Annotated in this window: 27 protein-coding genes, 1 tRNA gene and 1 riboswitch; of the genes, 7 read left to right on the top strand and 21 right to left on the bottom strand. The window is 65.3% G+C overall.

The window, feature by feature from the left end; all coding sequences use genetic code 11:
- Window positions 1–8: 8 nt before the first annotated feature.
- From G3W89_RS17305 to G3W89_RS17260, 10 genes are all read right to left on the bottom strand, one after another.
- Complete coding sequence (locus G3W89_RS17305) at window positions 9–944, bottom strand: AraC family transcriptional regulator (protein ID WP_162575335.1); 936 nt, start codon at window positions 942–944, stop codon at window positions 9–11.
- A 33-nt stretch (window positions 945–977) separates the two neighbouring features.
- A complete protein-coding gene (locus G3W89_RS17300; protein ID WP_162575334.1) occupies window positions 978–1,766 on the bottom strand; it encodes an L-iditol 2-dehydrogenase in 789 nt (262 codons plus the stop codon).
- Window positions 1,763–3,184, bottom strand: a complete 1,422-nt coding sequence (gene dalD, locus G3W89_RS17295) for a D-arabinitol 4-dehydrogenase (RefSeq protein WP_174258268.1) — start codon at window positions 3,182–3,184, stop codon at window positions 1,763–1,765. The genes G3W89_RS17300 and dalD overlap by 4 nt, the downstream gene beginning before the upstream one ends.
- Window positions 3,185–3,199: 15 nt before the next feature.
- Window positions 3,200–4,231: an ABC transporter ATP-binding protein gene (locus tag G3W89_RS17290; RefSeq protein ID WP_162575333.1), complete on the bottom strand. Its 1,032-nt coding sequence runs from the start codon at window positions 4,229–4,231 to the stop codon at window positions 3,200–3,202.
- An 11-nt stretch (window positions 4,232–4,242) separates the two neighbouring features.
- Window positions 4,243–5,067 carry a carbohydrate ABC transporter permease gene (locus tag G3W89_RS17285; RefSeq protein WP_162575332.1) on the bottom strand — a complete coding sequence of 275 codons (825 nt, stop codon included), beginning with the start codon at window positions 5,065–5,067 and terminating at the stop codon, window positions 4,243–4,245.
- Window positions 5,068–5,079: 12 nt separating this feature from the next.
- Window positions 5,080–5,910, bottom strand: a complete 831-nt coding sequence (locus G3W89_RS17280) for a carbohydrate ABC transporter permease (protein ID WP_162577525.1) — start codon at window positions 5,908–5,910, stop codon at window positions 5,080–5,082.
- 155 nt (window positions 5,911–6,065) lie between these two features.
- On the bottom strand, window positions 6,066–7,376 hold the full coding sequence (locus tag G3W89_RS17275) for an ABC transporter substrate-binding protein (protein ID WP_162575331.1): 1,311 nt from the start codon (window positions 7,374–7,376) through the stop codon (window positions 6,066–6,068).
- A 167-nt stretch (window positions 7,377–7,543) separates the two neighbouring features.
- The gene (locus G3W89_RS17270; protein WP_162575330.1) at window positions 7,544–7,783 is read right to left on the bottom strand and encodes a hypothetical protein; all 240 of its coding nucleotides are present in this window, start codon (window positions 7,781–7,783) and stop codon (window positions 7,544–7,546) included.
- A gap of 126 nt (window positions 7,784–7,909) precedes the next feature.
- A complete protein-coding gene (locus tag G3W89_RS17265) occupies window positions 7,910–8,146 on the bottom strand; it encodes a hypothetical protein (RefSeq protein ID WP_162575329.1) in 237 nt (78 codons plus the stop codon).
- A 28-nt stretch (window positions 8,147–8,174) separates the two neighbouring features.
- The gene (locus tag G3W89_RS17260; RefSeq protein ID WP_106554007.1) at window positions 8,175–8,351 is read right to left on the bottom strand and encodes a DUF3606 domain-containing protein; all 177 of its coding nucleotides are present in this window, start codon (window positions 8,349–8,351) and stop codon (window positions 8,175–8,177) included.
- 258 nt (window positions 8,352–8,609) lie between these two features.
- On the opposite strand from G3W89_RS17260, the gene G3W89_RS17255 reads away from it, so the two are divergent.
- The 4 genes from G3W89_RS17255 (at window position 8,610) to G3W89_RS17240 (ending at window position 11,775) form a co-directional block, all read left to right on the top strand.
- Window positions 8,610–8,810 (top strand): hypothetical protein, encoded by a 201-nt coding sequence (locus G3W89_RS17255; RefSeq protein ID WP_162575328.1) that lies wholly within the window; start codon window positions 8,610–8,612, stop codon window positions 8,808–8,810.
- Window positions 8,811–8,826: 16 nt separating this feature from the next.
- A complete protein-coding gene (locus G3W89_RS17250; RefSeq protein WP_162575327.1) occupies window positions 8,827–9,024 on the top strand; it encodes an aminoglycoside phosphotransferase in 198 nt (65 codons plus the stop codon).
- Between the two features lie 29 nt (window positions 9,025–9,053).
- Entirely contained in the window at window positions 9,054–9,722 is a 669-nt protein-coding gene (locus G3W89_RS17245) for an ATP-dependent DNA ligase (RefSeq protein ID WP_162575326.1), read from the top strand.
- Between the two features lie 67 nt (window positions 9,723–9,789).
- Window positions 9,790–11,775: a hypothetical protein gene (locus G3W89_RS17240; RefSeq protein ID WP_162575325.1), complete on the top strand. Its 1,986-nt coding sequence runs from the start codon at window positions 9,790–9,792 to the stop codon at window positions 11,773–11,775.
- Window positions 11,776–12,922: 1,147 nt separating this feature from the next.
- On the opposite strand, the gene G3W89_RS17235 is transcribed toward G3W89_RS17240, so the two are convergent.
- Complete coding sequence (locus tag G3W89_RS17235) at window positions 12,923–14,197, bottom strand: J domain-containing protein (protein ID WP_162575324.1); 1,275 nt, start codon at window positions 14,195–14,197, stop codon at window positions 12,923–12,925.
- A gap of 185 nt (window positions 14,198–14,382) precedes the next feature.
- Here G3W89_RS17235 and G3W89_RS17230 point away from each other — a divergent pair, with 185 nt between their 5' ends.
- Window positions 14,383–14,787 carry a hypothetical protein gene (locus G3W89_RS17230; protein WP_162575323.1) on the top strand — a complete coding sequence of 135 codons (405 nt, stop codon included), beginning with the start codon at window positions 14,383–14,385 and terminating at the stop codon, window positions 14,785–14,787.
- A 374-nt stretch (window positions 14,788–15,161) separates the two neighbouring features.
- Here G3W89_RS17230 and G3W89_RS17225 read toward each other — a convergent pair whose 3' ends face one another.
- The 8 genes from G3W89_RS17225 to G3W89_RS17190 all read right to left on the bottom strand — a co-directional run bounded on the left by G3W89_RS17225 (window position 15,162) and on the right by G3W89_RS17190 (window position 20,609).
- Window positions 15,162–15,623, bottom strand: coding sequence for a hypothetical protein (locus G3W89_RS17225; RefSeq protein ID WP_162575322.1), 462 nt, complete (start codon window positions 15,621–15,623; stop codon window positions 15,162–15,164).
- Between the two features lie 36 nt (window positions 15,624–15,659).
- Window positions 15,660–16,292, bottom strand: coding sequence for an addiction module antidote protein (locus G3W89_RS33570; protein WP_197893565.1), 633 nt, complete (start codon window positions 16,290–16,292; stop codon window positions 15,660–15,662).
- A gap of 1 nt (window position 16,293) precedes the next feature.
- Window positions 16,294–16,590, bottom strand: coding sequence for a type II toxin-antitoxin system RelE/ParE family toxin (locus G3W89_RS17215; RefSeq protein ID WP_162575321.1), 297 nt, complete (start codon window positions 16,588–16,590; stop codon window positions 16,294–16,296).
- Window positions 16,591–17,388: 798 nt separating this feature from the next.
- A tRNA-Asn gene (locus G3W89_RS17210) sits at window positions 17,389–17,464 on the bottom strand.
- Window positions 17,465–17,542: 78 nt separating this feature from the next.
- Window positions 17,543–18,460 carry a thiamine phosphate synthase gene (locus tag G3W89_RS17205; protein ID WP_162575320.1) on the bottom strand — a complete coding sequence of 306 codons (918 nt, stop codon included), beginning with the start codon at window positions 18,458–18,460 and terminating at the stop codon, window positions 17,543–17,545.
- Between the two features lie 14 nt (window positions 18,461–18,474).
- Complete coding sequence (locus G3W89_RS17200) at window positions 18,475–19,290, bottom strand: thiazole synthase (RefSeq protein ID WP_443083178.1); 816 nt, start codon at window positions 19,288–19,290, stop codon at window positions 18,475–18,477.
- Between the two features lie 18 nt (window positions 19,291–19,308).
- Window positions 19,309–19,506, bottom strand: coding sequence for a sulfur carrier protein ThiS (thiS, locus tag G3W89_RS17195; RefSeq protein ID WP_162575319.1), 198 nt, complete (start codon window positions 19,504–19,506; stop codon window positions 19,309–19,311).
- Window positions 19,503–20,609, bottom strand: coding sequence for an FAD-dependent oxidoreductase (locus G3W89_RS17190; protein WP_162575318.1), 1,107 nt, complete (start codon window positions 20,607–20,609; stop codon window positions 19,503–19,505). Before G3W89_RS17190 ends, thiS begins: the two co-directional genes overlap by 4 nt.
- 26 nt (window positions 20,610–20,635) lie before the next feature.
- Here G3W89_RS17190 and thiD point away from each other — a divergent pair, with 26 nt between their 5' ends.
- Window positions 20,636–21,505, top strand: a complete 870-nt coding sequence (gene thiD, locus G3W89_RS17185) for a bifunctional hydroxymethylpyrimidine kinase/phosphomethylpyrimidine kinase (protein ID WP_443083177.1) — start codon at window positions 20,636–20,638, stop codon at window positions 21,503–21,505.
- Here thiD and G3W89_RS17180 read toward each other — a convergent pair.
- On the bottom strand, window positions 21,450–22,769 hold the full coding sequence (locus tag G3W89_RS17180) for a purine-cytosine permease family protein (protein WP_162575316.1): 1,320 nt from the start codon (window positions 22,767–22,769) through the stop codon (window positions 21,450–21,452). The genes thiD and G3W89_RS17180 overlap by 56 nt on opposite strands.
- Window positions 22,770–22,852: 83 nt before the next feature.
- Window positions 22,853–22,964: riboswitch (TPP riboswitch) on the bottom strand.
- 53 nt (window positions 22,965–23,017) lie between these two features.
- On the bottom strand, window positions 23,018–24,712 hold the full coding sequence (gene ilvD, locus G3W89_RS17175) for a dihydroxy-acid dehydratase (RefSeq protein ID WP_162575315.1): 1,695 nt from the start codon (window positions 24,710–24,712) through the stop codon (window positions 23,018–23,020).
- A 100-nt stretch (window positions 24,713–24,812) separates the two neighbouring features.
- Between ilvD and G3W89_RS17170 the strand changes: the two genes are divergently transcribed.
- Entirely contained in the window at window positions 24,813–25,748 is a 936-nt protein-coding gene (locus G3W89_RS17170; protein ID WP_162575314.1) for a LysR family transcriptional regulator, read from the top strand.
- Window positions 25,749–25,779 lie beyond the last annotated feature (31 nt).

The following is a 25,779-nucleotide window of genomic DNA, read 5'->3' as shown; positions in this document are numbered from 1 at the left end:
GGCCCTCTTCAGCCGCCGCCGAAGCGGTGGTCGCTCTGGCGCCGGAACTCGGTCGGCGTCATGCCCTTGATCTCCAGGAAGCGGCGGTTGAAGTTGGCGACGTTGTTGAAGCCGACCTGGTAGCAGATGTCGGTCACGTAGTGGTCGGTCTGCATCAGCAGGTGGCAGGCGCTGTTGATGCGCACGCGGTTCACGAAATCGGTAAAGCTGTTGCCGGTCGAGCGCTTGAAGAACCGGCTGAAGCGGCTCTCGCTCATGCCCAGCTCGGTGGCGATGTCGGCCATCACGATCGGCTCGGCCAGGTTGGAGGTGATGCGATCGACGATGACGTTGATCTGGTCCACGCCGGCATCGCCCTCCACGCCCTGCATCTGCACGTTGGAAAGCAGCCGGTAGTCGGTGCATTGCGCCAGGTCGGCGAGGTAGGCGCAGAAAAGACCGAAGCGGCGCAACCCGCGTGCGCCCTTGACTGCGTCCCAATGCGCCAGCGCGCGCTCGGCCATGCCGAAGAACTCGATGCCATGGCGCGAGCGCTCGAGCAGCAGCATGACCTCGCGCAGTTCGGGAATCTCGGCGGCAGAGCGTTCGATGGGCTCGTGCCGGAACTGGATCACGCGGTCGCGCCCGGCCGCGCCGCCCACAGGTGCGTCGAGCGAGATCCAGTTGTGCGGCAGCCGCGGCCCGCACAGCACCAGGTGACCAGGCAAGAAGGGTCCGATCCAGTCGCCGATGAAGGCCTTGCCCGAAGTCTCCGTGATGAGGTGCAGCTCGTACTCTTCATGGAAATGCCAGCGCACCAGCGGACTCGGAAAGCCGTGTGCGAGGCAGCGCACCAGGCCCGATTCTTCCTGCGCCTCGTAGCCCAGCGACGGCGAGCGCGTGATGTCGCGCTCGAGTTCGGGTTGCCGTTGGCGGGGCAGGTTGCGGTGGCGCACCGATGTCATGGCCGGTTTCTCTCTGAACGGGAAGTCACGCCTTCAGCTCATGACGTTACCACCGTCGACGTTGAGCGTCTGGGCCGTGATGTAGCGCGCCTCGTCGCTGGCCAGGAACACGGCGGCGCCGGCGATGTCGCCCGGCGTGCCCATGCGGCCGAGCGGCACCTCCAGGCCGACCTGGCGCTTCTTCTCGCCCGGCGCGCGGCTTTCGTACTTCGCGAACAGCGCATCCACGTGGCTCCACATCGGCGTGTCGACCACGCCCGGCGCGATGGCGTTCACGCGGATGCCGTGCGGTGCCATCGCCAGCGCCGCGCTCTGCGTGTAGCTGATGACGGCAGCCTTCGTCGCGCAGTAGTGCGACACCAGCGCCTCGCCCCGCCGGCCGGCCTGCGAGGCCATGTTGATGATCGAGGCGCCCGGCGTGCCGGCATCGACCATGTGCCGCAGCACGTGCTGCATCACGAAGAACATGCCCTTCACGTTGACTGCGAACAAGCGATCGAAAGAGGCTTCGTCGCTCTCCAGCAGCGGCGCCATGTCGAAGACGGCGGCGTTGTTGACCAGCGTGTGCACCGGCCCGTTGGCCGCCTGTGCCGCATCGAGGAGGCGGGCGAGCGATGCGGTGTCGGCGACATCGGCCTGCAGGTAGGCCACCCGGTTCGGGAGGTTGCGCTGCAGGCTTTGCACGGCTTCGGGAGGCGCGGGCGCGCGGTCCACGAGCGTGCACCGCGCACCTTCGGCAAGGCTGGCTTCGGCGATCGCAAGCCCGATGCCGCCGCCGGCACCGGTCACAAGCACGTGGCGTTGTTCGAGGCGCCCTGTCATGCCCTCGCTCCTTCGATGAGTGTTCGAACGCGTGCGCCGGCTTCGCGCACCGCCTGTTCGAGCCGCGTGTCTCCGGCGGCGTCGCCCCACAGGCCGGTGTCGGCGCACAGTGCCGCGACCGGATCGGCTGCATCGCAGATGGCGTGCGCAGTTGCTTTGTCCATGCCCTGGTCCTGGTAGGTGTAGGGGAGGGTGCCTTGATGCCAGCGCCGCAGGAAGGCGAGGAAGAGCGCCGGCAGCATCGCAACGCTGTGGATGCTCTCGCCGTGCGCCAGGCGCTCGCGCACCGTCGGGGCGATGAAGCCCGGGATCTTCGAGAAGCCGTCCATCGCCACGCGCTGGTTGGTGTCGCGAATGGCCGGATTGCCGAAGCGCTCGAGCACGACGTCGCGGTACGCGGGCAGGTCGACCGGGCTCGGATGCCCGCCGCGGTTCAGGCAGGGGATCACATCGTGCGTCACGTAGTCGAAGGCCATTTGCCGGATCGCCGGCGTATGCGTGCCCTCGTGGATGTACTGCAGCCCGACCAGCGTGCCGGCCCAGGCGATGCAGCTGTGGCTGGCGTTGAGGATGCGGATCTTCGCTTCTTCGTAGGGTGCCACCGAATCGACCAGTTCCACGCCCACGCGCGCCCAGTCGGGCCGGCCTTGGATGAAGTCGTCCTCGATCACCCACTGCGTGAAGCGCTCGGCGGTGACCGGCGCGGCGTCGTCCCAGCCGGTCGCCTCGCGCACGCGCTGGCGCAGCTCGGGCGGCGGGCGCGGCGTGATGCGGTCGACCATTGCGTTGGGGCAGGTGGTGTTCTCGCGCACCCAGGCTGCCAGCGCCGGCAGCCCCGCCTGCTCGATGAATTCCAGCAGCCCCCGGCGGAAGCGTTCGCCGTTGTGGCGCAGGTTGTCGCAGTTGAGCAGTGTCAGGGGGCCGGCACCAGCGTTCGCGCTGCGGGCGCGCAGGATCGCGCAGACCGCGCCGTAGATGGTCTGGCCGGCCTCGCCGCGCCGCGCCCGCGCGAGGTCATCGGCCAGCTCGGCGTCGCGTGTATCGAGGCAGTCCTGCGGGTCGAGGTAGTAGCCTGCCTCGGTGACGGTGAAGGACACGATGCGCGTGCGCGGATCGGCTCCGCGCGCAATCACCTCCCGAAGCGACGGTTCCCAGGCCAGGACCTCCCGGATGGCGCCGATGCGCTGGTACCGATAGTCGCCGGCGGGTGAGACGGTCTCGAGCATGTAGCAGCCGTCCTGCGCGCGAAGCGCCGACAGCAGCTCGGCCATGTCGGGCCGAAGGTTGGCGCCCGAGAGCGACCAGCGGGCGTCGCCGGCCTCGATCAGCTGCTGCAGGTAAACCGCCTGGTGGGCGCGATGGAAGGAGCCGAGTCCGAGATGCAGGATCACGAACTCCGAAAGAGGGCGAACAGACATGGCGCGAATGCAGGCTCAAGCAGCGACGGTGCGGCCTTCGCGGTTGAAGAAATGCAGCACGGAAGGATCGAGCTCGACGCCGACCGTGTCACCCGGATGCAGCGGCGTGCGCTCGTTCTGCCGCGCCACCAGCGGCACGCCGCCGACGTCGACGTGGATCAGCGTGTCGGCGCCGAGCGCCTCGACCAGCTCGACCCGCGCCGGCGCGCCGTGCTGCCTGTCCGGGTGCACGCGCAGGCCTTCCGGCCGCACGCCGAGGAAGCCATCCGCCGGCAGCCGGCCGTTGACCTGCGCGGCGAAGCTCGGGATCGCACGCGCCTGCACCATGTTCATCGAGGGCATGCCGATGAACTGCGCGACGAACTGGTTGGCGGGCCGGTCGTACAGCTCCATCGGCGTGCCGACCTGCTCGATCATCCCGTCGCGCAGCACCACCACGCGGTCGGCCAGCGTCATGGCCTCGACCTGGTCGTGTGTCACGTAGATGCTGGTGGCGCCGAGCGCCCGGTGCAGCTTGCTGATCTCGACGCGCGTGTTGCCGCGCAACGCTGCGTCGAGGTTGGACAGCGGCTCATCGAACAGGAAGACCTTGGGCGCACGCACGATGGCCCGGCCGATGGCGACTCGCTGGCGCTGTCCGCCGGAGAGCTCCTTGGGCGTGCGGTGCAGGTACTGTGTGAGGTTGAGGGTCTTGGCGGCGTGGTCGACCTTGGTCTTGATCACATCCTTGGACACTTTTGCCAGCTTGAGCGCGAAGGACATGTTGTCGAACACGCTCATGTGCGGGTAGAGCGCATAGCTCTGGAACACCATCGCAAGGTCGCGCTTGCCCGACGGCGTGTGCGTGATGTCCCGGCCGTCGAGCGACAGGGTGCCGCTGCTGATGGGCTCGAGTCCGGCGATGAGGCGCAGCAGCGTCGATTTGCCGCAGCCCGAGGGGCCGACGAAGACGATGAACTCGCCTTTGTCGATCTGCAGGTCCACGCCCTTGATGACGTGGGTGTCGCCGAAGCTCTTCTTGATGTTGTCGAGTTGGAGGTAGGCCATGGAGAAGTCCTTTACTTGACGGCACCGAAAGTCAGGCCCTGCACGAGCTGCTTCTGGCTGAACCAGCCGAACACCACGATGGGCGCGATGGCCAGCAGCGAAGCGGCCGAGAGCTTGGCCCAGAACAGGCCTTCCGGGCTGGAGTAGGAGGCGATCAGCACGGCCAGCGTGCCGGCCTTGGCCGAGCTGAGATTGAGCGCCCAGAAGGCCTCGTTCCAGCTCAGCACCAGGCACAGCAGCCCGGTGGAGGCGAGCCCGCCGACCGACAGCGGCATCACGACGTTGCGGAACTCCGTCCAGAGGTTGGCGCCGTCCATGCGCGCGGCCTCCAGGATCTCCGGCGGGATGTCCTTGAACGCGGTGTAGAGCATCCACACCATGATCGGCAGGTTCGACAGCGTGAAGACGATGACGAGCGCGGTGCGCGAGTCGAGCAGGCCCGCGGTCTGCGCGATCACGTAGATCGGCACCAGCGCGCCCACGGCCGGCATCATCTTGGTGGAGAGCATCCACATCAGGATGTCGCGCGTGCGCCGGGTGCGAAAGAAGGCGAACGAATAGGCCGCCGGCGCGGCGATCAGCAGGCCGAGGAGGGTGGAGCCGATGCTGGTGATCAGCGAGTTCTTCGCGAACAGCAGGTAGTCGCTGCGGCGCTGCACTTCGGCGAAGTTGTCCAGCGTGGGCTCGAACACGAAGAGCGGCGGCACGTGGATGGCCTGCAGCTCGGTCTTGAAGGAGGTCAGCACCAGCCAGCCCAGCGGGAAGAAGAGCAGCAGCGAGACGGCCCAGGCACCGGCGGTGCGCAGGACGAGGGGGAGGACGCTGTCGGTTTGCATGTCGATTCCCCTTCAGTCGAGGCTCTTGCCGATGATGCGGATGAGGAAGGCCGCCACGATGTTGGCGAGGACCACCGCGAACAGCGCGCCGGCCGAGGCGACGCCGACGTCGAAGTTCATCAGCGACTGCTTGAAGATCATGTAGGTGAGATTGGTGCTCTCGTTGCCCGGCCCGCCGTTGGTCGTGACCGCGATCTCGGCGAAGACCGAGAGCAGGAAGATCATCTCGATCATGATCACCACCGCCATGGGCCTGGCGAGGTGCGGGATGGTGAGGTAGCCGAAGCGCTGCACGGCGCTCGCTCCGTCCATGCGGGCGGCTTCCATCTGCTCGCGGTCCAGCGACTGCAGCGAGGTGATGAAGATCAGGCAGGCGAAGGGCAGCCATTGCCACGCCACCATGATGATCACGGAGAGCAGCGGCACGTCGGTCAGCCAGTCCACCGGCTCGGCACCGAAGAAGCGCCAGAGGTCGGCGAGCACGCCGTAGATCGGGTTCATCATCATGTGCTTCCACAGCAGCGCATTGACCGTGGGCATGACGAAGAAGGGCGAGATCAGCAGCACGCGCACGATGCCGCGGCCGGGAAAGGGCTCGTTGACCAGCAGCGCCAGCAGCACGCCGAGCACCACGGTCGAGCCGATCACGCTGCCGATCAGGAGCAAGGTGTTCCCGACCGCCGGCCAGAAGTCCGGGTCGGTGATGAAGTACTCGAAGTTCTCGAAGCGGGCGAAGGGATGGTCGCCCGGCTGCATCAGGTTGTAGTTGACGAACGAGAAGTAGATCGTCATTGCCAGCGGCACGATCATCCAGAGGAAGAGCGTGAGCACGGCCGGCGCCATCAGCAGGCGCGGCAGAAGGCGCGGGGTCGCAGCGGTCTTTTCCTTTTTCTTCTTCTTTCCGCTCTGCTGGGAGAAGCCGGGCAGGGGCGGAACGCCGTCCGCGCGTTCCACGCCTGTGGCCCGGCCCTCCCCGACGGGGGAAGGGATGAGGGTGCTCACTTGTAGTACCCGGCTTTCTTCATCTCGCGCTCTGCCGCCGTCTGCGAGGTCTTGAGCGCCTGGTCGACGGTCGTCTTGCCCGAGAGCGCCGCGCTCATCTGCTGGCCCACCGCGACCCCGATGGCCTGGAACTCGGGAATGGCGGCGTATTGCACGCCGACATAGGGCGACTTGGGCAAGGTGCTGTCGTTCGGATTGGCGGTGTCGATGGCCTTCTTCTCGGCCTCGGCGAAGCGCGCCGCCTTCATGAACTCGGGCGTCGCATAGGTCGACTTGCGTGTGCCGGTCGGGACGGCGCTCCAGCCTTGTTCCTTGGCCACGAGCTTGATGTAGTCCTTGGAGGTCGCCCACTTGATGAAGGTCTGCGCTGCGTCGACCTTCTGCGAGCCGGCCGGGACCGCCAGCGCCCAGGCCCACAGCCAGTTGGCGCCCTTGGGCGTCACGGCGGTCGGTGCCTGCGCGAAGGCCACCTTGTCGGCGACCTTCGACTGCTTGGGATCGCTCACGAAAGACGCAGCAATGGTCGCGTCCACCCACATGCCGCACTTGCCTTCGTTGAAGAGCGCCAGGTTCTCGTTGAAGCTGTTGGCCGACGCGCCGGGCGGGCCGTAGGCCTTCATGAGGTCGACGTAGAAGGTGATCGCGTCCTTCCAGGGCTTGGTGTCGATCTGCGGCTTCCAGCTCATGTCGAACCACTGGCCGCCGTTGGTGTTGACCATGGTGGTGATGAGGGCCATGTTGTCGCCCCAGCCCGGCTTGCCGCGCAGGCACATCCCGTAGACGCCGCCCTTCGGGTCGTGCACCTTGCCGGCAAGTTCCTTCACCTGCGCCCAGGTGGGTTGGTCGGGCATCTTGAAGCCCACCTTGTCGGCCAGGTCCTTGCGGTACATCAGCATCGAGCTCTCGCCGTAGAAGGGCGCGGCGTAGAGCTTGCCGTCGGCCGACAGGCCGCTGCGCATGGCCGGCAGCAGGTCGTCGACGTCGTAGGCGGCGTCGGTGGCGATCGGATTGAGCCAGCCCTTCTTGGCCCAGATCGGCGTCTCGTACATGCCGATCGTCATCACGTCGAACTGGCCGCCCTTGGTCGCGATGTCGGTGGTGACGCGCTGGCGCAAGGTGCCTTCCTCGAGCGTGACCCACTTGAGCTTGATGTCGGGGTGGGCCTTCTCGAACAGCGGCGTGAGCTTCTGCATCTCGATCATGTGCCCGTTGTTCACCGTGGCAATGACCAGTTCGGTCTCGGCATGGGCAGCCAGGCCCGCGCCGGTGAGCGCGAGCACCAATCCCGCCTTCAGAAAACGCTTCATCTCGATGTCTCCTTGTGGTTTGGCGACGAGGCAGTCGCTTCAACCATTCTGGAGACCTTGGCTTGCAGAATCGGTACTCGATTTTTCGGTTTCTATACTTGAATGCACTGATTGCTCAGTGACTTCCCTAATCCGGGCAACCAGGGATGCACCGCCGGCCCATGGCCTCAGAGGTCGGTGGCGTCCTCCAGCTGCCCTTCCAGGGCCTTGTGACCCTTGCGCGTGATGGCCAGCACCTGGGCCGGCTTGTGGCTCTCGGACCCGCCGGGCAGCGACTCCGGTGGCGGGATGAAGGCATTGACGAGCTCGGCGGCGCGCAGCACGCGCAGCTTGTCGAGCTCGGCCGGTGCGTAGACCGTGTAGGGCAGCGGTTGCTGCGCGATGTGCCGGAGCAATTCCATCGGCATGAGCGTCTCCTTTCTTGCGGCGGCGAATATTCTGTGTGACCGCGCCTTGCCGGTGCAAGTCAATTGCAAATGCGTGCGGCCAACCTGCGTGTGCTGCAGTGCAGCGGGAAGCCTCGCAGGGCTGCTTCAGGATTCGTGCACCTCGGCCCGGCTGTCGGCCCACTGCATGGCCTGCTGCTCGGCATGCCGCAAGGCCTCTGCCTCGGTGCGGCAGAGATCGGCATCGTTGACAAGTGGCACCAGCTTCTCGCTGGGCCATCCGAGCTGGCGGGTGACGACCGGGCGGAACTGCCCGGGCCGCTCCTTCTCGGCGCTGCAGATGAAGTGATAGCCCCGATACACGAACACCACATTCCTGGACATGGCTGCTCCACGTCCGCCAATCTTTCTGCTACTTCCCGAGGTATTGGCGGACTGCCTCGACCGAAGTGCCTGCGGCGGCAACTGCCGCCCTCAACTGCGCCTCGCTGACGCCCAGCTCCTTCGTCCAGTAGCGAAGCTCGTGCGTCTCGCTGACGTTGATGCGCGACCGATCCTGCGGGCCGCGGTTGCTCAAGTCGTCGGGCATGCTCTGTCTCCTTTTTTCCGTAGTTGGAGTGTTGCGCAACAAGAAAGTGCTGACGACGGACGCAGGCGCGAGGCGGTGCGGGAACAGGACTGACGTGCGCGCCGGCGCGGGGAGACGACGCGCAGGTGCAGGCGCAGGACAGCGTCCTGGCTTCGCTGCCCTCTGCTGGCTTTTCGGTACAGGGCTCTGCGTCCCTGTCTGACGGAGCGGCGGCAAGTGCAATGCGTAGTGTTGGCGTCTGGATGCAAGGAATCGACCATGGCTATTCGACAAACGCAGGCCAAGAGCGACGATCGGGACGACAAGCGCGTATTGCGCTGGGGCGTGATCATGGTGGCCGTCCTGGTGGTCCTGGCCGTGCTGGCGACCTACCTGCTCTCCGAATCGCGGGAGCGCTCCCCGGTCATGCAGGAGCCCACTCAGCAGGCGCCGCAGAAGCCGCCCGCGCCGCCCCAGTAGCCGACAAGGAGTTGCGATGCCTGAAGACCTCGACATTCCCGTTCCGTCTGCCCCCGAGTCTCCCCGAGCGGTCTTGCAGGCCCTCGCCGAGCGCGTCGGCGTCCTGGCGCCGGGCGCGCCGCTTTCCGACGAACTGCTCGCGTTTGCCATGGCCGTCGCGGACCTGCAGTCCGAGGGCAAGCTGGGGGAGGGACGAAAGAGCGGGCGCGACTGAGGCCTTTCGCGGCGTTCGCGCCCGTAGCCATGGTCCGTCTCGACGATTTCAAGCCCATGCTCCTGTCGGAGCGCTCTTTGGGGCTGCACGAGCGCGGCTGGATCTATGAGCTCAAATACCACGGCTTGCGGGTGACCTCCGCGTTCGGCGATGGCCTCGCCCAGCTCCGGACGCGCAACGGCGCCAACGCGACCAGGTGGTTTCCCGAACTCTGCGACAGCCTGTCGGCCGTGGCGAGCGGCCCCTACGTCACGGACGGCGAAGTGTGTGTGCTCGACGACGAGGGTCGAAGCGACTTCCAGGCGTTGCAGGAACGCGCCCGCCACCGCTGTTGGTACCTGAGCGCGAAGCCGGTTGTCTATTGCGTTTTCGATCTTCTCGTCGATCGAGGGGTGGACATCACGACGCAGCCGCTGATGTTGCGCAAGGCCGCCCTTGGGCGACTGTTCCGCGAGCTTCCCTGGGGCATTTTCGTGGTGAGGTACTCCGACAAGGGCGGGGCGCATCTGCTCGAGCAGCCGGCGCAGCTTCCTGGCCCCGAGGCGTTCATCGCCAAGCGACGCTCCAGCATCTATCTGCCGGGCGTACGCACCAGCGAATGGGTGAAGATCAAGCGCAAGCCTTGCAAGGAAAACGGCCGCGCTCCCGGTTCGCTGGCGCGGCGTTCATGCCCCGTTCGTCCTGCGCCGGCTTCCTGAGCTGGAATCGCGACTTCAAAGGCCCGGCCGGCTCTCGAGTCGGTCTTTTGTTTTAAGGTGCTCGTCCATGAAGCTTTTCGTCGCCTCGCTCGCTGTTGCACTCGCTGGACTTTCCCATGCCGGGACGCCCGGGTCGGAGTCTCCCGAGGGCCAGGCCCCGGCGGTTGTCGGCGACATCGTGGACGCCTCGGGCAAGATCAAGGCGAGCGCCTACCGCGACCTGGCGTACAAGTTCGGGCAGGACGCCGGCATGGCCTATCGGTTCGGACCGCCGGCATCGAAATCGGGCGTGCCCACGCTGCCCCTGCGCGAGGACCTTGGCGCCATTTCGCATTGCGGCGGGAGCCCCGGCTGCAAGACCCACTACCAGCTCGGAAAGGAAAGCAGCAAGGCCGACAACCCCTATGTAAGCACGCATGGCGTGGCGATCGGGACGCCGGACGCGCCTAACTCCGTCGCCGGCTCGGTCGCATGGTTCCAGGCGCAGGCCACGGACCGCGAGACCTGGATGCAGCGCCCGCAGCTGCTGTGGCAGGACAGGTCCCTGTCTCCGCCGGCGCTGCGCGACTACTTCTCGCACGGCGCGCTGTCACCGAACAGCGCCGCCAGTCTGCCGATCGCGGAGACCCGGGGGGAGGGCGGCGCCGACGGACCCTCGACCCGCATGTCGCTGGTCGCGACGCAAGGGAGCCCCACCGAAGGCGCCACCATCTACACCGTCGGCACGTACACCGCGCAGCAGCGCGCCTTCGTGCGGCTTCCCGCCGGCAAGGTGCCCACCGCCCTCGCCGTCACGCCGATGTCCGAATTCGCACTGGCGACGATCTGGGACACGGTGGCCCTCAAGGGCCAGGTCGCCGTGATTGCCCTGGGTGGCGTGCCGATGAACCGCACCTGGCAAAGGAAGGACGACTGGTACGACTGGTGGCATGACTGGATGGATGGTTCCAAGCCGGGCTTCCCGAATCAGGGCGGCATCGGGTTCATGAAGGTCGTGGGCTATGTCGACTTGCCGGCGAACGTGACGGCGCCCACGGCCATCAAGGTCACGACCGGGATCGATCCGGTGGCCATGATCGTGCACCCGGTGGGCAAGGAGATCTCCTCGATCGGCGCCCTCGGCTCACCGCTGGCCGGCAATCGGGCGAAGTTCCTGCCGGGGGGCGAGTTCTACGAGCGCTACGCCAAGGGGGGCGTGGCCGTCGTCACCTCGCAATCGGAAAGGACGGCGGCCTTTGTCGATCTCGGCCCCTTGTTTCGCCACTTCAATTCGATGTACCTCGACACGGCCGAGAAGAACGCGCAGACCCAGAAGCTCGGCATGAGTGCCGGTGAGTGGCCTTACCCGCTCGCGCCCGGCGCGGTCCCGGTCGTTGCGAAGGTCATCAAAGTGCCGGGCACGCCCGTTGCCGTCGAGACCACCGCCACCCTCGGGTACTGGTCCAAGGATGAGCGTGAGCGCGTCCCCGGCACGCCGTACTGGCGGGCGACGCCGCGCTCCGCGAGAGCCTGGATCGCGACGCGCGAGGGCGAGTTGCACATCTACTCGCTCGGGGGTTACGCCGCCGGGCCGAAGCCGACCACGCCGAAGCCGGCCGAGATCGCACCCGTCGGCAGGGTCACGGGGCTGGGCAGAAACATCACCTGGCTCGCCAAGTCGAAGGGCTTCCCCGGCCGCCGCGACACAGCAAACGATTCAGTTCTCTTCACCGCGCGCGGCGACCGTGCATGGGGCTGGGTGGGATTCGGCGATGACCAGAACGGCGGGTCGGTGATACGCCGCATGGCGGACTCGCGCGTCGACCCGATCATGGTGACCGAGGCCGACCAGTATTCGACCTCGGGTGGCGTGGTGACGGTCGCCGACTACACGGGCAAGGCGATCAGGAACTACCGTTTCAGCAGCGTGGTCTACCCGCGCAATTCAAGCCAGACCTCGTTCTGCCCGCAGGACAAGGGCGGCTGCCCGACGCTGACGCCAGAGGGGGAGTACGCGGGATCGCTGGATCTGCCTTTTCGGCCGTTCTCGGTGCATTCGTCGAATGCGCCGTGATCCGGCGCTGAAGCTCGAGCACGAACGGGCTGAGCCGAAGATCCACGAACGGAAGAGCCTTCACGTTCGAGTGCACACAACGAAGGGCCCTCCGCCAACTTTCGTTCGCGCGGAGGGCCCTCGCAGTCTCGGATTGCCGCAGAGGGTGTTGCCGAAACCGTGCTTTCATTGTCTGTTGGACAGCAGGGTCGCGCTATTCGCCAAGCGCCATAGTCCGAGTGGGAAACGGCCTGCAGCGTGATTTTTTCAGGCTTCAAAGAAGAAAGCCCCGCTGCCTTTCGATAGCGGGGCTTTCAGTGCCTGTGAGGCTTGTAGTGGCTCCTCGACCTGGGCTCGAACCAGGGACCTACGGATTAACAGGCCCGCGTCGGATCGGCTGGAAAGCCGCATGGATGCTGAGGTGCGGCTCCGTGGCTGTCCAATATTTTCGAGTCCGCAGCTGCGCATCCGTCCCAAGGGACGTCGGACAAAGGGCTGGATATTGGACAGGTTCACCAGCCGATTCTCAGTTGGTTCGGAGCTGCGGTTTCGCGCCAACGAGCCTTGATGTACTACATGTCGGTGGCACCCTTGCCGGTGAGGTCCCGGGACCGAAGGAAGGCATTTCCTTGACTTGGGCACGGCAGCGCGCATGGTCGCAGCGAGTGCTGCAGCGGCGCCCAGCTGATCGGATCGCATCGGCTGCATCGTAGAGCTCGACGGCGCGGCATGGTGCGCGCACCGCTCCGATTTCATCAACCTCCAGGTCTCTCCGGTCGGCTTCGGCGATACCGCGCTGGCAGCGACGGCCGAGCTGTGCAAGGGCCTGGGCTACAAGCCCAGCAAGATGTGGGGCTCCAGCTTCCAAGACCTGCTGAGCCAGGATCTCGCCACGGGAAGCGCTGCATGAGCGCCATCAGTAAACGCGAAGCGATGAAGCTGGTTGCCGACATCCGGAACGCCAACGTCAGCGGGCACGCGCTCGCTGCTCGCATGAGTGGCGGCTACCAGGCCGGGACTACGCCGACTTCCTGCAGCAGAAGTTCCCGCTCGCACAGTTCAAGGGCTTCGACGTGTCGATCGAGGAGGTCAACCCTCACCCTTCGCGAGGCCCGCCTTATTGGCATGGCCAGCGCGGGCGTCGCGCTTCAGTTTGGACGGTAAGGGTCTAGCTCTGGGGCTTGAGATTGCTCGTGCCGAACGCCTTCATGGAATAGATCTCATTGAATTCACCTTCTTTGAACTTCTCATCCACCGTCAAGAGACCTACTTGTATTGCTTTTCCAACAATAAATTGCGCGAGATAAAAACTGCCAGCAGTCAACATAAGCGGCTTGTATTTGCAGTCTTGGCGCTCCGCCCATGTTTTAACCGACCTTGCAAAATCTTCGATTGTCCATTCGCTTGGAAAGCTTTTATCGAAGATCGATCGAATCATCTTGTTGGCAAGAGTTTTTGTCGACATTTGTTGTTCAATCTCCAAAAACAGTAACTCAGATCTTTGAATTAGAAGAGTGCAGGCGCCCGCGATAAATCCGCTAACGCAAGCGGCAATGAATAGGGTTCGCTGAATTAGGCGAACGTGCAATGCGCGTTTTTCCTTGAGCTCGACCATGCGCCTCTCTGCACGCCATCGTGTAAGCTCAAGATACTCTTTTGATAGAGCTAGATCTTGTTGAACCGTGGCTATGGCTTGAGCAGTGTCGGCGTTGGCGTTGGCGTCGGCGTCGGCTCGTTTTTTGGGCGGCTCGTTGGAGGGCTTAACCTTTGGGGTTCCGATAAGATCGTCGTATTCCATTTGGCCCCGGCTAAAGATCCGCAAAAGTCTTGATGTCTCTTCTTTGTAAAACTTAATGCTTTCTTTTAGATCTCTCATTCGTTTGTTGGTGAGTTCGGTCGAATCTGTTTTGGAGGTCTTTAGAATTTCTTCCTCAAATTGCAACAAACTTCTGGATTGCCATTTAATTTGTTCAGAGGCGTCTTCAAAGCTGCGTAGAAGTTTGGGTGTTTCCTCTGCGAGAACTTCGAGTTCGTCGTTAATAAATGGAAGTCGATCATTGATATCTTTTGCAAGAAACACTACGGCTCCGAACACTGTTGCAGCAATGGCCAAAACCATTCTTAGTGCGCGCATGCGGTTTGTGCTCCGCATTTGGATCTCTCGCTTTGCTTCGCCGACGCGAGCATCAACGGTCAAGGCAACTCTGGCTTGTTCGAGGGCGAGACGCGCAAGTTCTCGGGCGGTTTCTAGTGGAACAAGCGCTGTTGAAGCAGATCTCGCAAGGAGCACTTCGCGAGCTTGGAGCAAGTTCGCCATTGCGTCGTGATCGCCGCCTCGGTCAGGGTGGGCACTTGACGCAAGCCGACGGAATGCGTCGTCTATGTCGGTTGACGTGGCATTTGGCGGCACACCAAGTAGCTCTCTCGCAGCGGCTGTGTCCACGGCGCTCTCCTGCTCGTTGTTGCGCATCGTCGCCGGGCGGAGCCAACAAGGCAACACAAGAGGAAGAGCTTCGTCGACACATAGAGTTCTGAGTCACCCAGCCGCTGCCTCAAGGCCGAGTCGATGATGGAGGCGCGCATACTGTAGCCAGCCCCGGCCAATAGGTCGGCTGTTGGCATCCAGTGATGTTGGAGAATCTCGCCCGGATGAGCATGGATGACGGCGACAAGGTAAGGCGAAACTTGGTGGTGGCGAGCTCCATTACGATGCTCTTGGCCTGGCTCCAAGTACCGTTGGTCTCGGTTGTGGACCGCCTCTTCGGGACGAAAGCAGAGGGCTATTCGCCCACCGCATGGCGGGTCTGGGTCGCAGTACTGGCGGTCCTGATGTATCTCGCTCTTAGGTTCCGCTTTTCACACGAGGTCGAAGAGGGTATGAAGGCCTTCCGCGATGCTCGGCGCCAACGCTACAGGGCCCTCTACCAGCGACACCTCAAGGATCTGGAAGAGCTCGCCACGCAAGGAACACTGGCACCCGGTCCATTTCGCGAGGAGGTCGAGACCCCGGCTCTTTGGCGACATCGTGAATGAGCTCGAGGCCGTGGCCCCAGAGCTCACCAAGAGAATCCTGGAAGCACAAGAGGCTGCCGCTGCGCAGCGGTGTTCACGGAATGGACGCCAGACGGTCGCATCCGGCACCCGTCCTTAAGTCCTTAAAAGGCTGCGGACGGACAAGCCGTCGCGAGCCATCGTCCGGGAAGCGCCCGCTGTACAGCCTTAGCTGGGCTCCTGTTGAGGGCCTGGGTGAAGGTGAAGCGGAAGAACGCGATCCCGGCGCGGCATCAAGCTCTTGGCGAAGAGCAAGGACATCTCGCTCTTGGGCGAGAGCTACCGTATAGTAGTACGGTGTGCTGAAACTCGGTTTTTGGCCGTGCGCAGAGCCTTGGTGCGTTGCGCCTTCGCATCTACTTTCGGGGACGCCTCTGCTTTCCGAGACGCACTTCAAAATTCAATTCGTGCGGCTCGTCGTCGATCTTCACGACGATGGTCTTGAGTCCTGGCCCACCAGTGACAAAGGGTTGAAAGCGCAAAATTAGGTTGGCCGTTTGACCTTCTTTGAAATCAACCTTCTTGTCCCCCTGGATTTCCGGGGGCCTTGCGGGCAAACTGTCCTTGAACTCGACCGCAAGCGAATGATTACCGCCTAAGCCCGCAATGGTTACGAGAGCCGCCAGACCATGAAGAACCAACGGAGCTTCTAAGGTCGGTGGCGCGGCGCCAGGCAGTAGGTTTGCAACTACAACCAAGTCTGTATAAAGCCCTATGCCGCTCACCTTTCCGTCGGCTTCTCTTCTAAAGTCGTCAGCGATATAGAGACGAAATGAAGGCTTCCTACTTGCCTTTACTCTTGATCGGGCTGTTGCCATATGTTTAATAAAACAGCAAAAAACTTGTTGGAAATATCAATGAGCAATTCGGGCAAGATCTTCGATGAAGAAGGAGGAAGGAGACTTTCCATAACCTTCAACGTTGTCTACCCGCTCCACTTTGGACGTCCATAGTTCAATTCCTTCGACGGTGCTTCGTGCAGTGGCTTGGGCCATGAATGCGGTTGCGGAATATGCGGGATCAAAGTTGGCACTCCATTCTTCCCAGTCGTAACCTCCTGACGCTCCGGGCGAAAGTCGTGGCAATGCTGACTTTTGAGCGGAGTAAACCAGGTGCCGTGTCGTGGTGGCGGGAATGGCGGTTTGGACCTGCGGAGCTGGAGCTTCTGCTGCCTGACCTTCAGCGGAGAATAAGAGGCGCAGGCCCAATGCCGAACTCACCTTGAGTATTGTCGAAAAAGACGGGTCGCGTTCACCGGAAAGGGCTTTATACAGACTCTCACGACTCAGGCCGGTCTTTTGTGCAATATCCGCCATGGCAACGCGCGACTTTGCGATTTTTCCAAGTGCTTTAGCTATATATGCCGCATCATCCCCGGCTTCCTCGATGCATGCCATCAGATAAAGGCGCGCCTCTTCATCGTTGCGAAGGTGGTCGGACGTATCATACTTACTGATGCCAAATTTCGCGGCTGCGTCTTTGTTCACTTTAGCCTCTCAATTCATTTGCCATGCTGATGGCCTTCTTGATATCTCTCTTTTGCGAACCTTTGTCGCCCCCGAGAAGCATGAATATCACCGACTCGCCCTCTCGATAGTAATAAAGCCGATACCCCGGTCCATGGTTGATCCGCATTTCGTACACACCCTCACCAACGTGTCCGACATCGCCAAAATGGCCGTCTTCGACCCTGTCCAGGCGCATCAGGACGCGGGCCCGGGCGAGCGTGTCACCCAGTGAGTCGAGCCAAGTCGCGAAGGGTTCGCTCTTCTGAACGTCGAACATGTGAAATGTACTGTAGCCAGGCGGCTACAGCGTAGCCCGACGCACGGATCCGATTGGTCTTTCGACAGATTCGTGTCTTTTACCACCGACCAGAAGCGGGCAAGCCCAAGCGGTAACTGTGGCCAAGACAGGAATTTTGCAAGGTGCTCAGCGCCTGGGGCGGGCCGGACCCTGCGTAGGTCGTGGCGTAGCTTCTGGCCTATGCGGCAGTTCACCCTCTGACAGACTGCGAGCAATCATGGCCGTGTGGGGTGCAGAGCGAGAAGAGTCGTCAAGAGCGGCGGATGGGTGGTGCTGGGCCGACAGAGCGATTCAAGCTTGGCCTGCGTGAGCGATTCGAATCCCGCAGCACCAGGCTATTCCTGACACTGCGCAGGGTACGGGTGACGCAATCCATTGTCACCGCTTGTTCTCTGGCTCCCTCCGTTTCCGCCAGGACCCAAGCCCCGCCAGACGGGGCTTTTTTGCGCCCGTACCCATCACGAGGCGACACCATGGCAGACCACCGCGCGTAAGCGATTCAGACCTTCACCGCGGCTGTATCCAACTCCGTCAGCGCGATGAGCACGTCCGCGTACCTTTTGCGTACGTGGCCGCGACACCGGTGATGACTGACACGACGACAGCACTGAACCACCACTCTGGCGTCAGCAATAGGGTCTTAATCGCCTCCATCCGCGGGCTCCTGCTCCTCGAAGGTTCCCCCATCGTTTGGCTGCTGGATTGGACACGTCCAAAAAACCGTCCAATATCCCTACCAAAAAGTTAGGGGCCGCTCATAGGCGGCCCCTAGGGTAGTGGCTCCTCGACCTGGGCTCGAACCAGGGACCTACGGATTAACAGTCCGGCGCTCTACCGACTGAGCTATCGAGGAACAAGCCTCAAATTATAGCGTCGTTTCTGGCCTCCTCGGCCGGCCTGCCGCGTGCCGGTCGGACCCGCGCAAAATTGCTCAGCCGGCAGCCATCGCCTTCATCAGCCGTGTTGCCGCGCCTTCCGGATCAGCCTCAGCCACCACGGCCCGCACGACCGCCACCGAGCCCACGCCCGTGGCCAGCACCTCGGCCAGGCGCTGTGCATCGACACCGCCAATGCCCACCTGCGGGTAGCCGCGCGTCAGGCGCGCGTAGGCGGCCAAGCGTGCCACGCCCTGGGGTGCGGTGGCCATCTGCTTCAGCGTGGTCGGGTACACCGCGCCCATGGCAATGTAGCTCGGGCTCACGGCGTCGGCGCGCACCATCTCGGCATAGCCATGGGTGCTGACGCCCAGGCGCATGCCTGAGGCGCGGATCGCCTGCAGTTCCTGTGGCTCCAACGCGTCCAGGTCCTCCTGGCCGAGGTGCAGGCCGTAGGCGCGGGCCTCGATGGCAGCCTGCCAGTGGTCGTTGATGAACAGCAGGGCACCGGTGCCGCTCACCGCCTCCACAGCCGCGTGCACTTCACGTTTCACCGCGTCCGCGTCGCCGGACTTGAAGCGCAGTTGGACGGTCGGTACGCCGGCTCGGGCCATGCGGCCGACCCACGCGGCATCGGGCAGCACGGTGTACAGGCCAAGCCGCTCGGGGCAGGGCGGAAAGGCATCGTCGCGCTCGGCTGGCGGAAAGGGCCGCATGCCGAAATCGGCCGGATGCTCCGGCCATGCGCTGGCATCGAAAGCGCCGGTGCGCCGGCTCTGCGCCTGCCAGGCCTGCGCCAGGCATTCGGCATCGACCTCGATGAAGCCCAATGCCGCGCAGGCAGTCTTGGCGCCGCGGTACACCGCGTCCTCGGAAGAGAAGGAGCCGGGTCGATCGCCCGTCTCGCCGAAGCGTGCGGCATGTGCCGCGACGATGGCGCGGGCGATGCGGTTGTGGTCGTTCTGGTCGTTCATGGCATTTACCGCAGTCATTGCGCGTTGGCGTGATGCCAGAAGGGCGTGCCGAGCACGGGCGTGCTGGGCTGTGCCGAATCCTGCGCGGCCATCGCGCCGGCGCGGTGTGCGCTGCGGCCCGCCTGCACCGCGTCGGCAAAGGCGCCGGCCATCGCGACCGGGTCCTGCGCCAGCGCGACAGCGGTGTTGAGGAGCACGCCGTCGTAGCCCCATTCCATCACCTGGCAGGCGTGCGAGGGCAGCCCCAGGCCTGCATCGACCAGCAGTGGAACCGAGAGGCGCTCGCGCAGCACCTGCAACGCGTAGGGATTGACCGGGCCTCGGCCGGTGCCGATGGGCGCGGCCCAGGGCATCACTGCCTGGCAGCCCACGTCGACCAGCCGCTGGCACAGCACCAGGTCCTCGGTGCAGTACGGCAGCACATGGAACCCGTCCCGCACCAGCTGCGAGGCGGCGTCGACCAGGTTCAGGGTGTCGGGCTGCAGGGTGTAGTCGTCGCCGATGAGCTCGAGCTTGATCCAGGGCGTGTCGAACAACTCGCGCGCCATCTGCGCGGTCGCGATGGCCTCCTCCACGCTGTGGCAGCCGGCGGTATTGGGCAGCACCGGCACGTCCAGGCGCCGGAGAAGCTCCCAGAAGCCGTTGCCATCGCTGCCGTTGCCCGGTGTTGCGGTCTGGCGGCGCAGCGAGGCGGTCAGCATGGCGGGCCGGGCTCGGCGTACCGCGGCCTCGAGCACGTCGGGGGAGGAGTAGCGCGCGGTGCCGAGCAGCAGGCGGCTCTGGAAAGCCTGGCCGTAGAGCACCAGGGGGTCGTCGGCGTTCGTTTTCATGATGGGTGGGTCTCCGGTTCAGCCGCCCGTCACGGGGCGGATCACTTCGATGCGGTCGTCGGGGTGCAGGGCGTGCGATGCGTAGTTCGAGCGCGGCACGAACTGGCGATTCACCGCGGCGGCGAAAGGCGGTTTCGCCTCGATCAGGGCGATGGCGTCGGCGAGCGTCGCTCCGTCGGGCAGTGTCTTCGGGTTGTCGTTGATCAGGATGTTCATGGTGCGATGGGCTCCCGGCCGGGTGCCAGCGCGAAGCGTTCGGCCAAGTCCGAGCCGTCTTCCCGCAGCAGCTCCAGCGCAACGTCGAGCATGGCCGGCGCGATCATGAAACCGTGGCGGTAAAGGCCGTTGATCTGCATCACGCCTGCGCGCGGCTGACGAATGGCGGGCAGGTTGTCGGGCAGCGTCGGGCGGCACTGGGTCGCGATCTCGAGAATGCGCGCCTCGGCAAAGCCGCTGTGCACCGCATAGGCCGCGCTCAGCAGCTCCAGCGTCGAACGCACGCTGGCAGGCGACATGTCCTCGGATTCGATTTCGGTGGCGCCGATCACGAACACCCGGTTCGGCTTGGGTGCGATGTAGAGCGGGTAGCGAGGATGCACCAGGCGCGTGGGCCGTGTCAGCGCGACCTCGGGCGCATGCACGCGGATCACCTCGCCGCGCACCCCGCGCAATGCGTTCCATTGCGGCTGGGCGCCGAGACCGCGGCAGTCGATGACGCGTTCGCCCTCGCCGGGGCGGAAATCATCCAGGCTGCGCGGCGCGTGCCAGTGCAGCTGGACGTTCGGCAGGGCCTCCAGCGTGGCGAGCAGCGCCGCGAGCAGCTCGCGGTTGTCGAGCTGGCCTTCTTCGGGCAGCAGCAGGCCCTGCACGAAGCGGCTGCCCAGCGCGGGTTCGAGTGCGGTGATGCCGGCTCCATCCAGCGTGCGCATTGCGGGCAATTCGGGCACCTGCTCGACGGTGCGCGCCAGCACGCGCGCGAGCCGCGCGGCCTCGGCCGCGTCCTGCCGGTGCCACAGCACCAGCGTGCCTTCGCGCTGGAAGAACACCGGCTGCGCCAGCTCGCCCAGCAGTTCCGGCCAGCGCGTCAGCGCGTAGTGGCCCATGCGCACAACTGAAGGTGGCGCCACAGCGGATTCGGCCAGTGGCGCCAGCATGGCGGCGGCAACGCGCGCGGCCGCGCCATCGGCCTGCGGCCCGCCGGCATCGAAGAGCTCGACGCGGCATCCCGCGCGCGCCAACGCCAGTGCCAGCAGCCGGCCCATGAGGCCGGCGCCCAGGATCGCGGCCGAGGCGAAGGGAAGGGCACTGCGCGAGGTCATCGACACGTCCTCAGCCAGGGCCCGCGATGGGGTGGACCATAATTTTCAACATGACCCCAGCAATTTCCCGTTATGCCCGCGTGCTGTCGATTGCCGGTTCCGACAGCGGCGGCGGCGCCGGCATTCAGGCCGACCTCAAGACCTTTTCGGCCCTGGGCTGCTACGGAATGACGGCGATCACCGCGCTGACCGCGCAGAACACACTGGGCGTCTCCGGCATCCATGGCGTACCGCCGGAATTCCTCAAGGCGCAGATCCGGGCAGTGGTGGAGGACATCGGCGTCGATGCGGTCAAGCTGGGCATGCTGCATGCGCCCGAGGTGGTGGAGGTGGTGGCATGGGCCATTGACCATTACCGCCTCGACAAGGTGGTGCTCGACCCGGTGATGGTCGCCACCAGCGGCGACCGGCTGATCGCGGCCGAGACCGTGCAGGTGCTGGTGCGCGAGCTGTTCCCGCGCGCGACCGTGGTCACGCCCAACCTGGACGAGGCGGCGCTGCTCATCGGCCATGCCATCGATGGTGTCGACGCGCTCGACGATGCGGCGAGCGAGCTGCTTGCGCTGGGCGCGCGCGCTGTATTGCTCAAGGGCGGCCATCTGCCGGGCGACGACGTGGTCGACCTGCTGGCCGAGGCCACCGGCGAGCGGTTGCGTCTTTCGTCCGAGCGCATCGCGAGCCGCAACCTGCACGGCACGGGCTGCACCCTGTCCTCGGCCATCGCGGCGCACCTCGCGCTCGGCTACCCCCTGCCGGAGGCGGTCGAACGCGCGCGCGGCTACGTGGTGGCCGCGATGGCCGCCGGTGCGGACGTGAAGATCGGTGCAGGCCATGGACCTCTCAACCACGGTTTTGCGCCAGTGCCGACGGTCCGCCTGCCGCTGCCTGGCGCGTGAACCAGGCCAGCGCGAAGGTGAAGGCCAGCGTGGGCAGCGCCGAGCCGAGTTGAGGCGCCCACCTGGCGCAGCCGTGGTAGACCGCGATGCCCGCGATCCAGATCAGCGCGGCACCCAGGTCGACGCGGCGCGTGCCCGAGGTGGCGGGCGCCTCCCCGGTGCCCAGCCGGCCGAGGATCACGCCGTAGAGCGGCACGAAGACCGAGCTCAGCAGCAGCAGGAAGGGCTCCAGCGTGTGCATCGGCAGCACCAGCGCAAAGCCGATGCACAACACCGCCAGGGCCAGTCCCCAGCGCTTCACGCTCCAGCGCGGCTTCAGGCTGTGGGCCGACACCGAGCCTGAATAGACGTCGCCATAGGCATTGTCGAGCTCGTCGATGAGGATCAGGCCCAGCGCCACGAGCCCGCCCTGCGCCAGCAGCAGCGCCGTCACCAGGTTGCTGCCCGGCTCGGCCGCACTCGCCACCATCACGCCCAGGCCATAGCACCAGATGTTCGCGAGCGCATAGCCCAGCCAGGTGCCGGAGAAGGCGGCACCGAGTCCGCCGGTGCTGCGCTTGCCGTGGCGTGCGTAGTCGGCCACCAGCGGCAGCCAGGAAACGGGCATCGCGATCACCAGGTCGAGTGCGCTGAACAGGCCCATGCTGCCGTCGCCCGGGCGCGTCCAGAAGGCCTCCAGCCCCTTGGCCTGCAACTGCGCAGCGAACTGCCAGCTGAGCCACAGCAACGACAGCAGCACCAGCGGCAGTCCGAAGCGGCTGACGAAGCGCCGCACCAGCTTGACCATGGAGCCGGCCAGCAGCGCCAGCAGAACGGCCCCCCACAGCAGCGTGGTCAGCATGCCGCCGAGACCGCCCTCGAGCGACCAGCCGAAGGCCTGCTTGCCGATGGCCTGCGTGCCCTCGCGCATGATCACGAGCTCGAAGGTGGTCCAACCGATCAGCTGCACGATGTTGAGCACCACCGGCAGCCGCGCGAAGGCGCTGCCATAGGTCGCGTGCATGAGTCCGGCGCTGGCCAGGCCGCTTTCGCAGCCCAGGCGTGCGGTCCAGGCCAGCAGGCCGGCCCCGATGCACGAGCCCAGCACGATGGCGAGCACGGCGTCGCGCGTGCCGACTGCCGGCACCAGGTAGGCACCGATCTGCATCACCAGCAGGCCGACGCCGAGGCTGAACCACAGCGAGAGGTGGTCGTGCCAGTGGAACACGCGGCTGCTCGCAGCGAGCGGCGTCAGCGCTTCATTGTTCTGGGTTGCGGTTGCCATCCATTTGCTCCATTGCAAAGTGTTTGGCAGGTGGGCGAGGCCGCGGCGGCAAGACCTCCGCGCGAGAGAAGACCGTAGCGCGGCGGCCGCCGGACCAGCTTCCCTGCGCGAGGATTACCTCAGTCAGGTTCAAAGGGACTCTCTCAGCCGGCCTGCGATCCCGTGGGCCGCGGGCCGGCACCCCTAGCGTTGCTTCAGTCGGTCTGGCGAAGCGAGGGCCATTGTAGGCCGCCCGCCAAAGGCCCTGATCAGTACTTGTCGAGCACCGCCCCCGAGCTCGCGCTCGAGGCGTTGAAGGCGAACTTCGCCTGCACCCCGCGCGTGTAGCGCGGCGCCGGCGCCTTCCAGCCCGCGCGGCGCTTGGCGATCTCGGCCTCGGGCACGTTGAGCTCCAGCTTGAGCTGGTGCGCATCGATCGTGATCGAGTCGCCCTCGTTCACGAAGGCGATGGTGCCGCCGGCCGCCGCCTCGGGCGCCACGTGGCCGACCACCATGCCCCAGGTGCCCCCGGAGAAGCGGCCGTCGGTGATCAGGCCCACGCTCTCGCCCAGACCGGCGCCAATCAGCGCGCCGGTGGGCGCCAGCATCTCCGGCATGCCGGGGCCGCCCTTCGGCCCGAGGTAGCGCAGCACCATCACGTCGCCAGCCACGATCTTGCCGTCCAGAATGGCCTGCAGGGCCGACTGCTCGTCGTCGAAGACGCGCGCCGGGCCGGTGATGACCGGGTTCTTCAGGCCGGTGATCTTGGCCACTGCGCCCTCGGGCGACAGGTTGCCCTTGAGGATGGCGAGGTGGCCTTCGGCGTACATCGGTTTCGTGATCGGGCGGATCACGTCCTGATCTGCGCGCGGCTGGTCCGGCACGTCCTTCAGTACCTCGGCGATGGTCTGGCCGGTGATGGTGATGCAGTCGCCGTGCAGCAGGCCTGCGTTCAGCAGGATCTTCATGACCTGCGGGATTCCGCCGGCCTGGTGCAGGTCGACGGCGAGGTACTTGCCGCTGGGCTTCAGGTCGCAGAGCACCGGCACCTTCTTGCGCATGCGCTCGAAGTCGTCGATGGACCACTCCACCTCGGCTGCGTGCGCGATGGCGAGGAAGTGCAGCACCGCGTTGGTCGAGCCGCCGGTCGCCATGATCACCGCCACCGCATTCTCGATTGCCTCCTTGGTCACGATGTCGCGCGGCTTGATGTCCTTCTTGATTGCCTCGATCAGCACCTTGGCCGATTCCTTGGCCGAGTTGGCCTTCTCGTCGTGCGGATTGGCCATGGTCGAGGAGTAGGGCAGCGAGATGCCCAGCGCCTCGAAGGCCGAGCTCATGGTGTTGGCGGTGTACATGCCGCCGCAGGAGCCGGTGCCGGGAATGGCGCGCTTCTCGATTTCCTTCAGGTCCTCGTCGCTCATGTTGCCAGCGGCGTTCTGGCCCACTGCCTCGAACACGCTCACGATGTTCAGGTCCTGGCCCTTGTAGCGGCCCGGCAGGATGGTGCCGCCGTAGACATAGATGGCCGGCACGTTGGCGCGCAGCATGCCCATGAGGCCGCCGGGCATGTTCTTGTCGCAGCCGCCGACCACCAGCACGCCGTCCATCCACTGGCCGCCGACGCAAGTCTCGATGCAGTCGGAGATCACCTCGCGGCTCACCAGCGAGTACTTCATGCCCTCGGTGCCCATGGCCATTCCGTCGGAGATGGTGGGCGTGCCGAAGACCTGTGCGTTGCCGCCCGCTTCCTCGATGCCGGCAATGGCGGCGTCGGCCAGCTTCTGCAGGCCCGAGTTGCACGGCGTGATGGTGCTGTGGCCATTGGCCACGCCGACCATCGGCTTCTTGAAGTCGCCTTCCTCGTAGCCCATCGCGTAGAACATGGAGCGGTTCGGTGCGCGGGACTTGCCTTCGACGATGTTGGCGCTGCGGCGGTTGATCTGAATAGTCTTGGTGTCCATCGTGTCTCTGCTCGTGGGGAAATCGGGGGGAATGCAAGTATCGGACGATTGACTGATTGCTTCCAATCCGATTTTCAAGGCCGATTGATATGCTTGGCGAATGAGAGAAGCCTCCATCGGATTGCGCGCCTGGCGCCAGTTCCTCGCTGTCGCCGAGGAGCTGCACTTCGGGCGCGCGGCGCAGCGCCTGCACATGACGCAGCCGCCGGTGACGCAGGCGATCGCCCAGTTGGAGAAAACGCTGGGCGTCGTGCTCTTCGATCGCACGCGCCGGCGCGTTGCCCTTACGCCGGCCGGCGAGGCGCTGCTGCCGGAGGTGCGGGAGCTGCTGGCCCGCGCTCAGACGCTGCCCGGGCGCGCCCGCGCAGCGGCGGCCGGTGAGCTCGGGCGGGTGCGGCTGGCCTTCGTCTCGACCATCGGCTTCGAGCGCCTGCCTGCCTGGGTGCGCGAGTTCCGCCTGCAGTGCCCGGAGGTCGCGCTCGAACTCGTCGAGGCGACCGGTGATGTGCAGCTCGAGGCCTTCGCGCGCGGCGAGATCGATGCCGGACTGATGCTGCATTCGCCCGGCTTCTCGCCGGCGGGGCTAGAGCGCTTGCCGGTGTCGGAAGAGCCGCTGGTGCTGGCGCTGCCGGCGCGGCATCCGCTCGCGCGCCGCCCGCTGCTGCCGCTGGCCGAGGCGCTGGCCGAGCCGCTGGTGATCTTCCCGCGCCGCATCGTGCCATCGCTGCACGACGCGATCTTCGGGCTCTATCACGCGGCTGGGCGCACGCCGCAGGTGGCGCAGGAGGCGATCCAGATGCAGACCATCGTCAACCTGGTCTGGGGCGGCCTGGGGCTGGCATGGGTGCCCGAGAGCGTGACGCAGTTCCGGCGTGCCGGCGTGGTCTACCGCGCGGCGGCGGAGTTCGCACAGGCCGCGCGGCGCCGGGCGCCCGTGCTGCCGGCCTGCGAGACCAGCCTGGTCTGGCCCGCTGCCGGTGGCAACCCGGCGCTTGCGCGCTTCGTGCAGTTCATTGCTGCGAATGGCTCGCCCTGACAATGACCCCACGGAGGTGGCCGCCGGTGCC

This window comes from Variovorax sp. PBL-H6, assembly GCF_901827155.1.
Lineage (GTDB): Bacteria > Pseudomonadota > Gammaproteobacteria > Burkholderiales > Burkholderiaceae_C > Variovorax.
Note: the sequence above shows the minus strand (reverse complement) of the source record. Positions and strands in the feature narration are given on the sequence as shown.

Coding starts and splice junctions, on each gene's coding strand:
- G3W89_RS17260 (WP_106554007.1), bottom strand. CDS start 8,351: ATGCCCGACGACTTGAGCAACCGCGGCCCGCAGGATCGGTCGCGCATC.
- G3W89_RS17180 (WP_162575316.1), bottom strand. CDS start 22,769: ATGGCAACCGCAACCCAGAACAATGAAGCGCTGACGCCGCTCGCTGCG.
- G3W89_RS17255 (WP_162575328.1), top strand. CDS start 8,610: ATGGCTATTCGACAAACGCAGGCCAAGAGCGACGATCGGGACGACAAG.
- thiD (WP_443083177.1), top strand. CDS start 20,636: ATGGGGTGGACCATAATTTTCAACATGACCCCAGCAATTTCCCGTTAT.
- thiS (WP_162575319.1), bottom strand. CDS start 19,506: ATGAACATCCTGATCAACGACAACCCGAAGACACTGCCCGACGGAGCG.
- G3W89_RS17285 (WP_162575332.1), bottom strand. CDS start 5,067: ATGCAAACCGACAGCGTCCTCCCCCTCGTCCTGCGCACCGCCGGTGCC.
- G3W89_RS17280 (WP_162577525.1), bottom strand. CDS start 5,910: ATGGCGCCGGCCGTGCTCACGCTCTTCCTCTGGATGATCGTGCCGCTG.
- G3W89_RS17265 (WP_162575329.1), bottom strand. CDS start 8,146: ATGTCCAGGAATGTGGTGTTCGTGTATCGGGGCTATCACTTCATCTGC.
- G3W89_RS17215 (WP_162575321.1), bottom strand. CDS start 16,590: ATGTTCGACGTTCAGAAGAGCGAACCCTTCGCGACTTGGCTCGACTCA.
- G3W89_RS17290 (WP_162575333.1), bottom strand. CDS start 4,231: ATGGCCTACCTCCAACTCGACAACATCAAGAAGAGCTTCGGCGACACC.
- G3W89_RS17250 (WP_162575327.1), top strand. CDS start 8,827: ATGCCTGAAGACCTCGACATTCCCGTTCCGTCTGCCCCCGAGTCTCCC.
- G3W89_RS17270 (WP_162575330.1), bottom strand. CDS start 7,783: ATGCCGATGGAATTGCTCCGGCACATCGCGCAGCAACCGCTGCCCTAC.
- G3W89_RS17305 (WP_162575335.1), bottom strand. CDS start 944: ATGACATCGGTGCGCCACCGCAACCTGCCCCGCCAACGGCAACCCGAA.
- G3W89_RS17240 (WP_162575325.1), top strand. CDS start 9,790: ATGAAGCTTTTCGTCGCCTCGCTCGCTGTTGCACTCGCTGGACTTTCC.
- G3W89_RS17300 (WP_162575334.1), bottom strand. CDS start 1,766: ATGACAGGGCGCCTCGAACAACGCCACGTGCTTGTGACCGGTGCCGGC.
- dalD (WP_174258268.1), bottom strand. CDS start 3,184: ATGTCTGTTCGCCCTCTTTCGGAGTTCGTGATCCTGCATCTCGGACTC.
- G3W89_RS17190 (WP_162575318.1), bottom strand. CDS start 20,609: ATGACCTCGCGCAGTGCCCTTCCCTTCGCCTCGGCCGCGATCCTGGGC.
- G3W89_RS17200 (WP_443083178.1), bottom strand. CDS start 19,290: ATGAAAACGAACGCCGACGACCCCCTGGTGCTCTACGGCCAGGCTTTC.
- G3W89_RS17245 (WP_162575326.1), top strand. CDS start 9,054: ATGGTCCGTCTCGACGATTTCAAGCCCATGCTCCTGTCGGAGCGCTCT.
- G3W89_RS17205 (WP_162575320.1), bottom strand. CDS start 18,460: ATGAACGACCAGAACGACCACAACCGCATCGCCCGCGCCATCGTCGCG.
- G3W89_RS17225 (WP_162575322.1), bottom strand. CDS start 15,623: ATGGCAACAGCCCGATCAAGAGTAAAGGCAAGTAGGAAGCCTTCATTT.
- G3W89_RS17275 (WP_162575331.1), bottom strand. CDS start 7,376: ATGAAGCGTTTTCTGAAGGCGGGATTGGTGCTCGCGCTCACCGGCGCG.
- ilvD (WP_162575315.1), bottom strand. CDS start 24,712: ATGGACACCAAGACTATTCAGATCAACCGCCGCAGCGCCAACATCGTC.
- G3W89_RS17230 (WP_162575323.1), top strand. CDS start 14,383: ATGTTGGAGAATCTCGCCCGGATGAGCATGGATGACGGCGACAAGGTA.
- G3W89_RS17170 (WP_162575314.1), top strand. CDS start 24,813: ATGAGAGAAGCCTCCATCGGATTGCGCGCCTGGCGCCAGTTCCTCGCT.